The 13,271-nt window shown below is 71.8% G+C and carries 15 protein-coding genes; 5 read left to right on the top strand and 10 right to left on the bottom strand.

Annotated elements, in window-relative coordinates; translation table 11 throughout:
• Positions 1-251: 251 nt before the first annotated feature.
• Positions 252-662 (bottom strand): hypothetical protein, encoded by a 411-nt coding sequence (locus DZA62_RS15440; protein ID WP_116949767.1) that lies wholly within the window; start codon positions 660-662, stop codon positions 252-254.
• A 62-nt stretch (positions 663-724) separates the two neighbouring features.
• Here DZA62_RS15440 and DZA62_RS15435 point away from each other — a divergent pair, with 62 nt between their 5' ends.
• Positions 725-1,339 carry a TetR/AcrR family transcriptional regulator gene (locus DZA62_RS15435; protein WP_116949766.1) on the top strand — a complete coding sequence of 205 codons (615 nt, stop codon included), beginning with the start codon at positions 725-727 and terminating at the stop codon, positions 1,337-1,339.
• A 29-nt stretch (positions 1,340-1,368) separates the two neighbouring features.
• Here DZA62_RS15435 and DZA62_RS15430 read toward each other — a convergent pair whose 3' ends face one another.
• Complete coding sequence (locus tag DZA62_RS15430) at positions 1,369-1,713, bottom strand: DUF4333 domain-containing protein (protein WP_157987696.1); 345 nt, start codon at positions 1,711-1,713, stop codon at positions 1,369-1,371.
• Between the two features lie 114 nt (positions 1,714-1,827).
• On the opposite strand from DZA62_RS15430, the gene clpB reads away from it, so the two are divergent.
• Positions 1,828-4,416, top strand: a complete 2,589-nt coding sequence (gene clpB, locus DZA62_RS15425) for an ATP-dependent chaperone ClpB (protein ID WP_116949764.1) — start codon at positions 1,828-1,830, stop codon at positions 4,414-4,416.
• A gap of 241 nt (positions 4,417-4,657) precedes the next feature.
• On the opposite strand, the gene DZA62_RS15420 is transcribed toward clpB, so the two are convergent.
• From DZA62_RS15420 to DZA62_RS15410, 3 genes are all read right to left on the bottom strand, one after another.
• Positions 4,658-5,410 carry a siderophore-interacting protein gene (locus DZA62_RS15420; RefSeq protein WP_116949763.1) on the bottom strand — a complete coding sequence of 251 codons (753 nt, stop codon included), beginning with the start codon at positions 5,408-5,410 and terminating at the stop codon, positions 4,658-4,660.
• Between the two features lie 64 nt (positions 5,411-5,474).
• On the bottom strand, positions 5,475-5,684 hold the full coding sequence (locus tag DZA62_RS15415) for a DUF397 domain-containing protein (protein WP_116949762.1): 210 nt from the start codon (positions 5,682-5,684) through the stop codon (positions 5,475-5,477).
• Positions 5,681-6,487, bottom strand: a complete 807-nt coding sequence (locus tag DZA62_RS15410) for a helix-turn-helix domain-containing protein (protein ID WP_157987695.1) — start codon at positions 6,485-6,487, stop codon at positions 5,681-5,683. The genes DZA62_RS15415 and DZA62_RS15410 overlap by 4 nt, the downstream gene beginning before the upstream one ends.
• Positions 6,488-6,729: 242 nt before the next feature.
• On the opposite strand from DZA62_RS15410, the gene DZA62_RS35745 reads away from it, so the two are divergent.
• Positions 6,730-6,963, top strand: coding sequence for a hypothetical protein (locus tag DZA62_RS35745; protein WP_157987694.1), 234 nt, complete (start codon positions 6,730-6,732; stop codon positions 6,961-6,963).
• Between the two features lie 69 nt (positions 6,964-7,032).
• Here the strand turns inward: DZA62_RS35745 and DZA62_RS15405 are convergent, their stop codons facing one another.
• The gene (locus tag DZA62_RS15405) at positions 7,033-8,472 is read right to left on the bottom strand and encodes a serine hydrolase domain-containing protein (protein ID WP_116949760.1); all 1,440 of its coding nucleotides are present in this window, start codon (positions 8,470-8,472) and stop codon (positions 7,033-7,035) included.
• A gap of 110 nt (positions 8,473-8,582) precedes the next feature.
• Between DZA62_RS15405 and DZA62_RS15400 the strand changes: the two genes are divergently transcribed.
• Positions 8,583-9,347 carry an SDR family NAD(P)-dependent oxidoreductase gene (locus DZA62_RS15400; protein WP_116949759.1) on the top strand — a complete coding sequence of 255 codons (765 nt, stop codon included), beginning with the start codon at positions 8,583-8,585 and terminating at the stop codon, positions 9,345-9,347.
• Here DZA62_RS15400 and DZA62_RS15395 read toward each other — a convergent pair whose 3' ends face one another.
• Both DZA62_RS15395 and DZA62_RS36875 read right to left on the bottom strand, forming a co-directional pair.
• Positions 9,348-10,469, bottom strand: a complete 1,122-nt coding sequence (locus tag DZA62_RS15395) for a VanZ family protein (RefSeq protein WP_116949758.1) — start codon at positions 10,467-10,469, stop codon at positions 9,348-9,350.
• Between the two features lie 54 nt (positions 10,470-10,523).
• On the bottom strand, positions 10,524-11,159 hold the full coding sequence (locus DZA62_RS36875; protein ID WP_116949757.1) for a hypothetical protein: 636 nt from the start codon (positions 11,157-11,159) through the stop codon (positions 10,524-10,526).
• A gap of 30 nt (positions 11,160-11,189) precedes the next feature.
• Between DZA62_RS36875 and pyrE the strand changes: the two genes are divergently transcribed.
• Complete coding sequence (gene pyrE, locus DZA62_RS15385; RefSeq protein ID WP_116949756.1) at positions 11,190-11,729, top strand: orotate phosphoribosyltransferase; 540 nt, start codon at positions 11,190-11,192, stop codon at positions 11,727-11,729.
• Here pyrE and DZA62_RS15380 read toward each other — a convergent pair.
• Together DZA62_RS15380 and DZA62_RS15375 are read right to left on the bottom strand one after the other, a co-directional pair.
• Positions 11,726-12,619 carry a hypothetical protein gene (locus DZA62_RS15380; protein ID WP_116949755.1) on the bottom strand — a complete coding sequence of 298 codons (894 nt, stop codon included), beginning with the start codon at positions 12,617-12,619 and terminating at the stop codon, positions 11,726-11,728. The genes pyrE and DZA62_RS15380 overlap by 4 nt on opposite strands.
• The gene (locus DZA62_RS15375) at positions 12,612-13,097 is read right to left on the bottom strand and encodes a SigE family RNA polymerase sigma factor (protein WP_198663804.1); all 486 of its coding nucleotides are present in this window, start codon (positions 13,095-13,097) and stop codon (positions 12,612-12,614) included. The genes DZA62_RS15380 and DZA62_RS15375 overlap by 8 nt, the downstream gene beginning before the upstream one ends.
• Between the last annotated feature and the right edge of the window lie 174 nt (positions 13,098-13,271).

The raw sequence follows: 13,271 nt of genomic DNA, 5'->3' as shown, positions 1-13,271 counted from the left end.
CTCCGCCGGGGAACGGGAATCAGCATGATGCGCCGAATGAGCGCTGGATAGTGCTGGTTCAAGCCAATCATCCGAGCCCACTCGGGTCAATATGCTGGCGCGTGACAGTCCGGTAAATGAAAGGTGAAGGCGGCATTTTCCGGCTCATTAGTGTGGCCGTCGAGAATTGCGTCACGAATGCAGCCGAGAATGGCACACCCGGATGATTCGAAATCTCCGGGCGCGCCATTTCGTGGCCGGTCGGGCCGGCGTCAGGCGGTCAGCAGGCCGATCCCCAGGGTCGCCAGGCCCGCTGTCAGCGACAGCGCGCCGAGCCACACCAGCGCGATGAGCCGGTTGGGCTCCGTGCGGCCCTTGCCCATGGACGAGAAGAAGAAGCCGGCCGGCATGAGGATGGCGGCCGCCGGAATTCCGCCGCGTGCGACCCAGGCGGCCGCTCCGTCGAGAGTGGTGGCGTCGGTCAGCACGATGGCGATGAGGCCGAGCGTGATGAACATGCCCGCGTGGCCGTGGCCGGCGCGGGCGAAGGACTGCTGGAACGGCGTGGCCGGCACGCCGCCGCGGGCGATCTGGGTCAGGAAGAAGCCGCCGGACTCCACGGTGATGGCGGCGAGCAGCAGGATGCCCGCCAGGACGCTGGCTTCGGAGCTGAGCTCGAGCATGGTGACCTTCCGAGGCAGTTTTCTAACACTGTTATGTAACAACGTTAGGTTATGCTCGTCAAGTGGGTAGGCCACGACTGCACGACGAGGCGCTGCGCGACCGGCTGCTGCGCAGCGCCGCCGCGACCGTCACCTCGACCGGCGTCCGCTCGCTGAGCCTGCGGACCCTCGCGGCCCAGGCGCGGACGTCCACGGCGGCGGTGTACTCGCTCTTCGGGGGCAAGTCAGGATTGGTCACGGCGATCTACCAGCGAGCGTTCGCGCGGCTGGCCGACCAACTGGCCGCGGCCGGGGTGAGCGACGATCCGGTCGAGGATGTCGTCCGGCTGGGCCTGGCCTATCGCGAAGCCGCGCTGGCCGACCCGAACGGCTACCAGATCATGTTCGGCGACGAGGTGCGGCCGCCGTCCCAGGTCGACCCGGAGGTGGCCCGGGCCGGTGCCCGGACGTTCGAGCCGCTGCTCGAGGCCGTGCGCCGCGCGGTCCGGGCCGGGGCGTTCCCGGCCTCGCCGCCGCCGGAGTCCATCGCCACCGCGCTGTGGGCCAACGTGCACGGTCTGGTGTCGCTCGAGCTGGGTGAGATGCTGCCGCCCGCGGCCGGCGACCCGGCCGGCGTCTTCGAGACGGCCGTGCGTGCCAACGTCACCGGCTGGGCGGCGCTCGCTCCGCCCGGGTGATCAGCGAGCCCGTCCGCGCCCGGCGACCGCTAGTCGGCGGTCGGCGTCGGTGTTGGCGTTGGTGCCGGGCTCGCGGTGTCGCTCCGCACCTCGTACCGGACGTCGTCGCCGTCGACGTCGGTGGCCGTGACGGTGAGGCCGACCTCCTCGCCCGCGACCGTCGCCGTGCAGCGCACCGACGCGTCGACCTCGCCGGCGAGGTCGCCGTCGCAGGTGACGGAGTCGACCGCCTGGCCGGACTGCTCCTCCATCAGCTGCTTCACCGCGCCCTCGAGATCCGAGCGGGGCACCGAGCGGTCGCCCAGCACGGAGCAGCCGGCCAGGGCGGCGACGGTGAGAGCGGCGGCCAGGGCGGCCGCAAGGCGACGAGACATCGCCGACATCGTTCCAGACCTCCGACTGGTCTCGCAGAGTTGAGTGGAATAGGCTCAACTCTGTCGCGGTTGTCTCCGACAAGAGACTGAACACACTGAACACCGGGGAGATCGATGTCCGACCAGCTCACCACCAAGGCTCAGGAGGCGCTGTCCGTCGCCGTGCGCAGCGCCGCGACCGCAGGGAATCCGGCCGTCGAGCCGGTGCACGTGCTGCGTGCGCTGCTCATCCAGTCCGGTGGGCTGACCGGGCCGCTGCTCGAGGCCGCCGGCGCCGACCTCGCGGCCGTCCGCCGCGACGTCGACACCGCGTTCGACGGGCTGCCGAAGGCGGCCGGCTCGACCGTCGCGTCGCCCAACCTCGCCCGCACCACGTACGCCGTGCTGTCGCACGCCGGCGAGGTCGCCCGTGAGATGGACGACCAGTACGTCTCCACCGAGCACCTGGTCGTGGGCCTGGCGCACGTGCAGTCGCCCGTGCGCGACCTGCTGGCCAAGCACGGGGTGACGGCCGAGAAGGTGCGCGCCGCGTTCACCGAGGTGCGTGGCACCGCTCGGGTCACCAGCCCCGACCCCGAGGGCAGCTACGACGCGCTGAACAAGTACGGCGTCGACCTCACCGAGCGGGCCCGCGAGGGCAAGATCGACCCCGTCATCGGGCGCGACTCCGAGATCCGCCGCGTCGTCCAGGTGCTGTCGCGGCGCACCAAGAACAACCCCGTCCTCATCGGCGAGCCCGGCGTCGGCAAGACCGCCGTCGTCGAGGGCCTGGCCCAGCGCATCGTCGACGGCGACGTGCCCGAGTCGCTGCGCGGCAAGCGGCTCGTCGCGCTCGACATGGGCGCCATGCTGGCCGGTGCGAAGTACCGCGGCGAGTTCGAGGAGCGGCTGAAGGCCGTCCTCGACGAGATCAAGGCCAGCGACGGCGAGGTCGTCACGTTCATCGACGAGCTGCACACCGTCGTGGGCGCCGGCGCCACCGGCGACTCCGCCATGGACGCCGGCAACATGCTCAAGCCGATGCTGGCCCGCGGCGAGCTGCGCATGGTCGGAGCCACCACGCTCGACGAGTACCGCGAGCGCATCGAGAAGGACGCCGCGCTCGAGCGCCGGTTCCAGCAGGTCTATGTGGGCGAGCCCAGCGTCGAGGACACCATCGCGATCCTGCGCGGGCTGCGCGAGCGCTACGAGGCGCACCACAAGGTGCAGATCGCCGACGCCGCGCTGGTCGCCGCCGCCACGCTCTCGCACCGCTACATCACCGGCCGCCAGCTGCCCGACAAGGCCATCGACCTCGTCGACGAGGCCGCGTCCCGGCTGCGTATGGAGATCGACTCCTCGCCGGTCGAGATCGACACGCTGCGCCGCCAGGTCGACCGTCTCAAGATGGAGGAGCTGGCCCTCGAGAAGGAGCACGACGCCGCGTCGCGCGAGCGGCTCGCGTCGCTGCAGGCCGAGCTCGCCGACCGCGAGGAGGAGCTGCGTGCGCTCGAGGCCCGCTGGGAGCAGGAGAAGGCCGGGCTGAACCGCGTCGGCGCGCTGAAGGAGCAGATCGACGACCTGCGCGGCCAGGCCGAGCGTTCGCAGCGTGAGGGCGACCTCGCCGGCGCCAGCGAGCTGCTGTACGGCCGCATTCCTGAGCTGGAGAAGGAACTGGCTGCTGCCAGCGAGGTCGCCGATGCCCAGGCCGCCGCCACCACCATGGTCAAGGAGGAGGTCGGCCCCGACGACGTCGCCGACGTCGTGGCGGCCTGGACCGGCATCCCGGCCGGCCGGCTGCTCGAGGGTGAGACCGAGAAGCTGCTGCGCATGGAGGACGAGCTGGGCAGCCGGGTCATCGGGCAGCGGACGGCCGTGACCGCGGTCTCCGACGCCGTCCGCCGGTCCCGCGCCGGCATCTCCGACCCCGACCGCCCCACCGGCTCGTTCGTCTTCCTCGGCCCGACCGGTGTCGGCAAGACCGAGCTGGCCAAGGCGCTCGCGGAGTTCCTCTTCGACGACGAGCGGGCCATGGTCCGCATCGACATGAGCGAGTACAGCGAGAAGCACAGCGTCGCCCGGCTGGTCGGCGCCCCGCCCGGCTACGTCGGCTACGAGGAGGGCGGCCAGCTGACCGAGGCGGTCCGCCGCCGTCCGTACTCCGTCGTGCTGCTCGACGAGGTCGAGAAGGCGCACCCCGAGGTGTTCGACATCCTGCTGCAGGTGCTCGACGACGGCCGGATGACCGACGGCCAGGGCCGCACGGTCGACTTCCGCAACGTCATCCTGATCCTGACGTCGAACCTCGGCTCGGTGTTCCTCGCCGACCCGGCGCTGGACGAGAAGGCCAAGCGCGACGCCGTCATGGAGGTCGTGCGGGCGTCGTTCAAGCCCGAGTTCCTCAACCGCATCGACGACATCGTCATGTTCGAGGCGCTCGGCACCGACGAGCTCGCCCGCATCGTCGACCTGCAGGTCACGAAGCTGGCGCAGCGGCTGGCCGATCGCCGCCTGGCGCTGCGGGTCACCGACAGCGCGAAGGAGTGGCTGGCCCTGACCGGGTACGACCCGGTCTACGGCGCCCGGCCGCTGCGCCGGCTGGTGCAGACCGCCATCGGCGACCAGCTCGCGAAGGAGATCCTCGCCGGCCAGGTCCGCGACGGCGACACCGTCGTCGTCGACCTCGACGAGGGTGCCGACAAGCTCAGCGTCCGCCGCGCCTGATCTCCTCCCGGCGACCTACCCCCCTTGGAATGATCACGTTAAGTGGGGGTGCTCCCGCTCTACCGGGCATGCATGCCTAGTGGAGCGAACGGACACCTGGTGAAGCGAACGGACACCTGGTGAAGCGAACGGACACCTGGTGAAGCGAACGGACGCCTGCTGAACCAGGCGTTCTCCCGCTTCACCAGGAATGCATGCCCTTGGAAGCGGGAGCACCCCTACTCAACGTGATCATTCCGAGTCAGGAGGGGGAGCCGGCCCGGCCCAGGCGCCAGTAGCCGAAGGCGTGCAGCCGCTCGCGCTCGACGCCGCGCTCGATGGAGGCGTACCGGCGGATCGCCCGCACCTCGCCCGCCTCGCCCGCGACCCACACGTCGACGGCGCCGGCCGGCCAGGGGAGTGACCGGACCGTGCGCTCCAGCGCTCCGGTCGTCCCGGCCGCCGCGCCGTCGCGGTGCAGCCAGGTGACGCGCAGGTCGGCGGACGACGGCAGCGGCTGCTCCTCGGCCGCGCCGGCCACCTCGACCACGGCGTGGATCGGCAGGCCGGCAGGTGCGGCGTCGGCGACGGCGGCGAGCGCCGGCAGGCCGGTCTCGTCGGTCGCCATGATCACCGCGTCGGCGGTGAACGACGGCACGGCATGCGGCCGCGGGCCGGTGAAGTCCAGGGTGTCGCCGGGCACCGCGGACCGGGCCCAGCGGACGAACAGGCCATCGCCGTGCATGACGACGTCGAGGTCGATCAGCCCGGTCCCGGGGTCGGCGCGGCGGATCGTGTACGTGCGACTGGCCGGACGCGCACCGCTGAGCGCGTCGGTGCCGGAGCCGTCCGGCACCGACAAGCGCAGCACCTGGTTGGGGCAGGACGGGTCCAGCGGCAGGTGCGGCTCCTCGACCTCGACCGTCAGTCGCAGCATCGCCGGGGTGAGCGGCGCGACGGCCGTGACCCGGAGCCGGCCGGTCGTCCCGCGGGCGGGTGCGGGTCCGGCGGTCATCCCCGCATCGTAAGACCGCCCCCGCAGCCGGTCGGCTGCAGGGGCGGTCGGAGTCCTTCGGTTCTCAGCCGAACTCGCCGGCCTTCGCGCCCATCACGAATGCCGACCACTCGCCAGCGGTGAACTTGAGAATTCCACCGTTGGGATTCTTGCTGTCGCGCACAGCCATGCCACCGTCCGACAGCGGCGTGACCTCGACGCACTGTCCACCGTCGCCGTTGCTGTAGCTGGACTTGCGCCACACGGCGCCGGCCAGCTCCGACACCTCGCTCATAATTCCTCCATGACTTGGCGGATCAGATCCGCCGATTCATCTGGTGACAACGCCTGGGCCCGGAGCACATCCATCCGGTCCACGGCGTCGCCCACGACTCCGCTGTCCGTCATGAGGTGACCCCCTGTGGGGCCCTCGTAGTACAACACCGGCTGCCCGTTCAGGCGGTCGAAGATCGTCATTTGTCCGTTCAGTGCGGCATGTGCTCCCGCGCCGAATGGCATCACCTGAATGGTGATATGCCGCATCTCGCCCATTTTGAGCAGGTGTTGAAGTTGATCTCTCATGACGTCCGGCCCGCCGATCATCCGACGGAGCGCGGCCTCGTCGATCACCGCTCGCAGCCTCGGCGGATCGTCGCGGCGCAGGATCTCCTGCCGCCGGATCCGGGCTTCGACCTGTGTGTCGACATGGTTGTCATAGGCCATCCTGACGCCCGCCAGGAGCTCGCGTGCATACGCCTGTGTCTGCAGGAGTCCGGGCGGAAAGGTCTGCTCGTACGTGTGGATCGACTTTGCCCGTTCTTCCTCCTCGATGAACCCTCGATACTTCGCGGGCACCGACTCGCGGCTCACCATCTTCCAAGCGCGGACGAGGAGGCCGTCGGTTCCCAGGATCTCATCGCAACGTTCCGCGAACTCTCGCTGCGGAGGCCGCTGCGCGGTTTCCACATTAGCGACGGCCCCGCGGGAGTAGTTGAGCTTTTCTGCCAACTGTTCTTGGGTCAGGCCAGCACGGTGACGCGCCCGCGCCAGCTCACCACCGAAAAAGGCGGCCGCGGAATCCGGATCATGGTCTGTCACGGCATCTCCAGGCGATGTCACAAAGTCGCGGGCAGCGTCACAAGTGGGGGGCGTGACACCGAAATTGTTCCCGCGGGTGGCTCAGTTCATGCACGATACTTCGCCAAGGGCTACGGCGCAGCGTTTCGGCTGATCCGAGCCGTGGCGAAGCGATGCCAGGCACAGGTTCGCGCCCGCTTGGAACGGGGTGTGGCCGAGCCCGGAGCACGGACCTTCGACAGGCGCGGCACGACGGAGGAGAGATGGCCCGCTTCACGGCCCGAGCGCACGGGTACGGCCTCGTCGACTGGAGCGCCGATGAGCTCGACGCCTACGCCTCCCGGCTGCTACGCGACCACGTTCCGGGTCGGCGCTGGGTGCCGCACCGCTCCTCGTCGTGCCGCGAGTGCGGAGAGAGCTGGCCCTGCCCCGCGGCGGCATGGGCCGGCCAGTGGAGCCACAGCGTGACCCGTACCGAACCGCGCCCGCGGTTCTGAACCAGGTGAGAGAGATGACCTCGACCCTCGTCGTCCTTGCCCTGCCCCTCCTGTGGGCCGTCTGCGAGCTCATCTCGCGGGAACGTCGCCGGCACCATTCGTGACCAGCGGTGTGCCCGGGGAGACGCGGTCGCGCGTGCGCACCGCCCGGGCCACCCGGTCGATCGGGTGCGCGGTCATCGCGAACGCCTGCACGGAGTCGACGCCGTCGACGCCGAAGTGGAAGCGGATCGTCTCGCCCACGGGCGCGTAGCCGGTGCCGCCGGTGATCCGCAGCGTGTGGTCGTCGACGACGGCGAGCCGCATGGGTTCCTCCGTGGGGTCGCGCTCGGTCGGATCGAGCAGGAAGAGCCGTCCGGCCAGGTCGACCACGTCGAACACCCGCCACATGCTGGCGAAGCGCCCGGTGAACCGGGACAGGTCGGCCGGTGACGGCGCCAGCTGCGGACCCGTGGTCTGGGCGAGGTTCACCAGCCGGATCAGCCCGTCGGCGAGCATCTGCGCGGGCCCGTCGATGGTGTTGGTGAGCACCGAGACCGCCAGCCGCCCGGCCGGGTCGAACGACGTCCGGGTGATGTGGCCGGGGTAGCCGCCGCCGTGGCCGAACACCAGCCGGTCGCCGATCATCGCCCGGCCGAAGCCGAGGCCGTACTCCGCGTCGCCGCGCCCCTGGACCTTCCACTCCGCCCGCTGCATGCGCCGCTTGGACGCGTCCGACACGAGCCGGGTGTCGCCGTGGAAATGCGCCGCCACGTAGTGGACGAGGTCCTCGGCGGTGCTGAAGAACCCGGTGGCGGCGGCCATCGCGGCGGTGTCGACGTGGTCGATCGGGATGCGCCGGTCGGCGTAGGAGAGTGCGGTGTAGCCGGTGGCGTAGTCGCCGGCCCGGACCGGGTCGTACTCGGGGCCGGTGTTCTCCAGCGACAGCGCCTCGACGATGTTCTCGTGCACGAACGCGTGGTACGGCTGCCCGGACGCGGTCGCGACGATCATGCCGAGCATCGAGTAGCCGATGTTGGAGTACTTGAACCGCTCGTTCGCCGGCAGCACGTCGGCGCCGTCGGCGAGCAGGATGGCGCGCAGCCGGTCCTCGTCGGGGAACGCGTGCGCCAGTTGCCAGAAGTCGCCGTCGCGGCTGTCGCGGACCACGCCGCCGCCGTGCCCGAGCAGCTCGCGCACCGTCACCACGGCCAGCGGCGTGCCGCGCAGGAACGGCAGCCAGTGCACCGCCTGGTCGTCCAGGCGCAGCTGCTCGCGCTCGGCCAGCTGGAGCACCGCGGTGGCCGTGAACGTCTTCGAGTGCGACGCGATCCGGAACAGGTGCTGCGGGGTCAGCGCGACGCCGTCCTCGACGTCGGCGAGTCCGTGCGCGCTGGACAGCAGCAGCTTGTCCTCGTGGAGGACGGCGGCCTGGATGCCGGGAACGTGGTCGTACTGCTGCCGGAAGGCGATCCACGTGTCGAAGTAGCGGGCGGCGTCGGCTACGGCGGGGTGGGGGAGATCGCTCACGAATCATGACCTTATCGACCGCAATGAGCGAAGTGTGACCATGATCGTCACGATGTAAGGCGATTCGGCCGCCGGTCTCGCATCGTGGTCGGCGGCGTAGGGTTCGGCCCATGGCTACGGCACTCGTCACCGGACCCACCGCGGGCATCGGCCTGGCCTTCGTCCGGGCGCTCGCGGCGCGCGGCCACGACGTCGTCCTCGTGTCCCGCGACGAGGCCCGGCTGCAGACCGTCGCCACCGAACTGCGCGGCGCCTACGGCGTGGGCGCCGAGGTGCTGCCGGCCGACCTCGCGACCGACCCCGAGCTGGTCGAGAAGCGGCTGCGCGACGAGGTGCGCCCGGTCGACCTGCTGGTCAACAATGCCGGCTTCACGCTGCGCGGCCGGTTCCTCACCAACGACGTCGCCGACGAGGAGTACCTGCTGGACGTGCTGGTCCGGGCCGTGTTGCGGCTGACGCACGCCGCGCTGCCCGGCATGGTCGAGCGCGGCCGCGGCGCCGTGGTCAACGTCAGCTCGGTGGCCGGCTGGGTGCCGCGCAGCACGTACAGCGCGGCGAAGGCCTGGGTGACGGCGTTCAGTGAGGGTCTCGCGCCACAGCTGCGCGGAACCGGCGTCCAGGTGATGGCGCTGGCGCCGGGGTTCGTTCGCACCGAGTTCCATGACCGCGCCGAGATCAACATGTCCGCGTTGCCGTCGTGGATGTGGCTCGACGCCGACGCGGTGGTCGCCGCCGCGCTGAAGGACCTGCGCCGCCAGAAGGTCGTGTCCGTTCCGGGGCCCGTGTACAAGGTGGCCGCCGCCATGCTGCCGCGGCTGCCGCGCCGGCTGGTGCTCGGGCTCGGGCAGCGGCACCCCGCCGGTCGCCGTCGCTGATCAGCGAGCGACGGCGACCTCCTCCCGGGCGTCGGCCACCGCGGCGCCGGCCAGCCGGAACGACAGCCCGCGCGGCCCGCCGAACAGCACGGCCAGCCCGGCCACCAGGATGACGACGTTCGTCAGCGACTCCGCGGCGTCGGTCACACCGTCGCCGAGCGGCGGCAGCGCGCTGATCACGTCGAGCACCCCGTAGAGGCCGAGCCCGCACAGCGACCGGACGAGCGCCCGCGAGCGTCGGGCGGCGCCGCCGGGCCAGCGCGGCGTCAGCCAGAGCGCGCGCTGACCCGGTGACGCTCCCCGCCCGGACATCGCCGGGACCAGCACCACCAGCACGAACGCCACCATCGACGGCACCGCGTGGTTGCCCCAGTCGGAGTCGGTGGGCAGCTCGTCCCCGCGGCCGTAGAAGACGTAGGCCCGGTACGCGGTCGCCACGACGGCCGCGACCGCGGTGTAGGCGGCGAGGTCGACGACCATGCCGAGCAGCCGCCGCGTGCGCGTCACCGGGCGCGGCTCCCGGCGGGTCCGGCGCAGCTCCCGGCCGGGCATCCAGCGCAGCAGCACCGGCGCCAGCAGCGCGCCGATCGCCGCGCCGGTCGTGTTGGTCAGCACGTCGTCGACGTCGGCCACCCGATAGACGCAGCCGGCCAGGCCGAACACGCCGGTGCCCTGAGTGACCTCGATCAGCACCGACACCGCGGCCCCGCTGAGCACCGTCAGGCCGAGGCCGCGGCCGAAGAACCGGCGCAGGTACAGCCCCCACGGCACGAACAGCACGACGTTGAAGACGACCTGCAGGACGGCCGCGCTCTCCAGCCGGGCCATGAGCGACAGGCCGGCGGTGTCGCCGACGATGTCGTCGACCGAGTGGAACGGCCGCCACTGCGCCGGCGGCGACTCCTGGGCGGCGCACCAGTCCGCATCGGGCCACGGCAGCAACGTGTACGCGACCAACGCCATGCCGTAGATCGCGAACAGCGCGGCGCCGGCCAGCCGCAGCGGGCTGAGCCGGCCGTACGTGCGCGACTCGATCACGACGATGGGCGCGAAGAACATCACGAACGTGACGGTCCCGAACAGCACGGCGACGTAGGCGGGCCAGGTCCAGGCGTCGATCACGGGCACATTCTGGTGGTTCTGCGGCCAGAGGTCAGGCGTTCGCGTGACTATCGGTCATCCGGGCAGTGCGGCGATCGTCGCGGCCAGTGCGGCCGGCACGTCCTCGCCGTCAGCCAGCGTCCGGACCGGCCAGCCGCGGGCCGCCGCCGAGCGTGCCCAGAAGTCGACCGGCCCGACGCCCGGCACTGTGGCGCCGGTGTGCAGGTAGGCGCACGGCGCGTCCGGCCAGTCCGGCGCCGGCGGCAGCCGCTCGGTCCAGAAGTCGTGGTCGCCCGGGTGCGCGGCGTCGGACGGCCAGCCGGCGTCGCTCGCGTGCAGCGCGTCGTGGGCGGCGTCGGCGGCCGCTCCGTCGGCGGCGCGGAGCAGGTCCAGGTGGGACGGAGCCCCCGGTCGCGGCAGCGTGGCGTCGGCGAACACGTAGCCCCCGACGCGACGGCCGGCCGCCCGCTGGGCCCGGGCCAGCGCCGGCAGCAGCGGCCCGGCGGTGCCATGCGCGACCAGGACCAGCGGCGGCGCGGGCGCGACCGCGAGCAGTCGCCGCGCGGCGTCGGCCAGCCAGCTGACGGCGTACGGGCGGCGCTCGGCGACCGGCGCCGCGACGACGACGGGGTACGGCGTGCTCGCGGCCGGTGGCCCGCCGTCCCACGGACCGAGCGGGCCGGACACGACGACGACGGCTCCGGGCTGCACGCCGAACAGCCTGCCGTACGCTCGTGCCTCGTGAGTGCTTGGGATGAGCTGCGCCGCCACATCGTCGAGAAGGCCGTCGTGCACGGCCGCGTCGTCCTGTCGTCGGGCAAGGAGGCCGATTACTACGTCGACCTGCGGCGCATCACGCTCGACGGTGCCGCCGCGCCGCTGGTCGGTCAGGTGATGCGCGACCTCACCGCCGACCTCGACTACGCCGCCGCCGGTGGGCTCACTCTCGGCGCCGACCCCGTCGCGACGTCCATGCTGCACGCCGCGTCGTCCGCCGGGCACACCCTCGACGCGTTCGTCGTCCGCAAGGACGCGAAGCAGCATGGCCTGCGCCGCCGCATCGAGGGCCCCGACGTCACCGGCCGCCGCGTGCTGGCCGTCGAGGACACGTCCACCACGGGCGGCAGCGTGCTGACGGCGGTCGAGGCGCTGCGCGAGGCGGGCGCCGACGTCGTCGCGGTCGCGGTGATCGTCGACCGCGCCACCGGGTCGCGGGAGCGCATCGAGGCGGCCGGGCTGGAGTACCGCGCCGCCTACTCCCAGGCCGACCTCGGCCTCTAGGGTTCCGGAGTCGCCGGTCGGGGTGGATACCACTGCCCGTCCAGCAGTTGCCGGTCGCCCAGCGGCTCGTCGAGGTGGACGGTCAACGGCGCCGACGGGCTGCCCGGGCAGGTGTACCCGCCGGGCGGTAGCGGCTCGACGCGGGTGGTGATCAGGACGGTGTCGGCGCGGTACTCCACGATCGGCTCGGTCAACCGGTCCGCGGGCGACTGGCCGCTGGAGCACTCGTCTGAGTTGACCTCGATGTCGACCGAGGTGTCGTCGGGGCTCGGCACGGTGCGCAGCGACCACCATCCAGGCATGAGGCCGTCATCGAAGTAGCGCTGCGGCTCACAGCCGCCGCCGCCGCCCTGGTACGCCCAACTGCCGTCCGCCGCCTGGGTGTAGACGGCTGTCGCCAGTTCGCCGCCTAGGCTCCGTGCTTCCTCGGTGTCCTTCATCCAGATCAGCAGATAGGCCGTCGAGCCCACCTGGTCGATCAGCGTCCAGTGGTCGATCAGCCGGGCCGCGATGGATGGCCGCGCTGTGGTCCGTACGGCGATGCCGAGATCGCTCTCCGGGTCCAGCGCCGGCCGCTCCGTGAGCAGCACGGGGTCGAACGGCGGCCACTCGTTGTACATGTTGCAGGTCACGAGATCGGTGACCGCGGCTGGCGGGGTGCCCGCCGGCTGGGGATCCCCGTCGCCGGCGACGGGGACGAGACCCCGTCCGGCCAGCCCGGCCACGGCGCCGACGGCGAGCACCGCCACCGCACCCGCGACCCGGCGCCGGCGTCGTCGCGCGGTGCCCACCCGGGTGACGGTGTCGGCGAGCTCGTCGCCCGCCGGGGCGTCCGCAGCGCGCCCGGCCAACGTGGCCCGCAGCGCGGTCTCGAGGTCGGCGTCAGACACGGGTCCACTCCTTCCGCAGCGTCGCCAGCGCCCGGGACGCGTTCGACCGGACCGTCGACGGCGTGCTGCCCAGCAACTCGGCGATGCGGGCGTCGTCGAGGTCCTCGTAGAACCGCAGCACCAGCACCGCCCGCTGCACCCGCGGCAGCCCCGCCAGCGCGGTCCACATGACCGACCGTTCGGCGTGAGTGTCGCCGTGGTCGGGCCCGGCCGTCACCCCGGGCAGGTCGGCCGGCGCCGTCGGGGCCTCCGCGGAACTGCGCAGCCGCTTGCCGTCGACGTAGGCATTGACGACCATGCGCCGCACGTAGGCGTCGGGCCGGTCCGCGCGGCTGACCCGCCGCCACTGCCGGAACGCCCGCAGCAGCGCCGTCTGGACGACGTCCTCGGCGAGGTGGGTGTCGCCGGTGAGCAGGTAGGCCAGCCGCAGCAGCGGCTGCCGCCGGGTGACCACGTACTCGTGGAAGTCCACGCCCATGTCTCTCAGACGTAGCGGGGCGGCCGATCCGCTGCATCGTCCGTACGGCGCGAATCTCGCACACCGCCCACGCGGGCGCCCCGTGGTCGGTAAATTTGCCGCCGTTCCCCTGCGTGACAGCACATACGACTGCTCATGTCAGGGGATGTCCTATGCACACCCCTCTGTCAAGGA

Origin of the sequence: Jiangella endophytica (assembly GCF_003427025.1) — a bacterium.
GTDB classification, from domain to species: Bacteria; Actinomycetota; Actinomycetes; order Jiangellales; family Jiangellaceae; genus Jiangella; species Jiangella endophytica.
The sequence above is the reverse complement of the archived record's forward strand: the minus strand, read 5'-3'. Positions and strand labels throughout refer to the sequence as shown.

Coding starts and splice junctions, on each gene's coding strand:
- DZA62_RS15440 (WP_116949767.1), bottom strand. CDS start 662: ATGCTCGAGCTCAGCTCCGAAGCCAGCGTCCTGGCGGGCATCCTGCTG.
- DZA62_RS15430 (WP_157987696.1), bottom strand. CDS start 1,713: ATGTCTCGTCGCCTTGCGGCCGCCCTGGCCGCCGCTCTCACCGTCGCC.
- clpB (WP_116949764.1), top strand. CDS start 1,828: ATGTCCGACCAGCTCACCACCAAGGCTCAGGAGGCGCTGTCCGTCGCC.
- DZA62_RS15420 (WP_116949763.1), bottom strand. CDS start 5,410: ATGACCGCCGGACCCGCACCCGCCCGCGGGACGACCGGCCGGCTCCGG.
- DZA62_RS15415 (WP_116949762.1), bottom strand. CDS start 5,684: ATGAGCGAGGTGTCGGAGCTGGCCGGCGCCGTGTGGCGCAAGTCCAGC.
- DZA62_RS35745 (WP_157987694.1), top strand. CDS start 6,730: ATGGCCCGCTTCACGGCCCGAGCGCACGGGTACGGCCTCGTCGACTGG.
- DZA62_RS15400 (WP_116949759.1), top strand. CDS start 8,583: ATGGCTACGGCACTCGTCACCGGACCCACCGCGGGCATCGGCCTGGCC.
- DZA62_RS15375 (WP_198663804.1), bottom strand. CDS start 13,097: ATGGGCGTGGACTTCCACGAGTACGTGGTCACCCGGCGGCAGCCGCTG.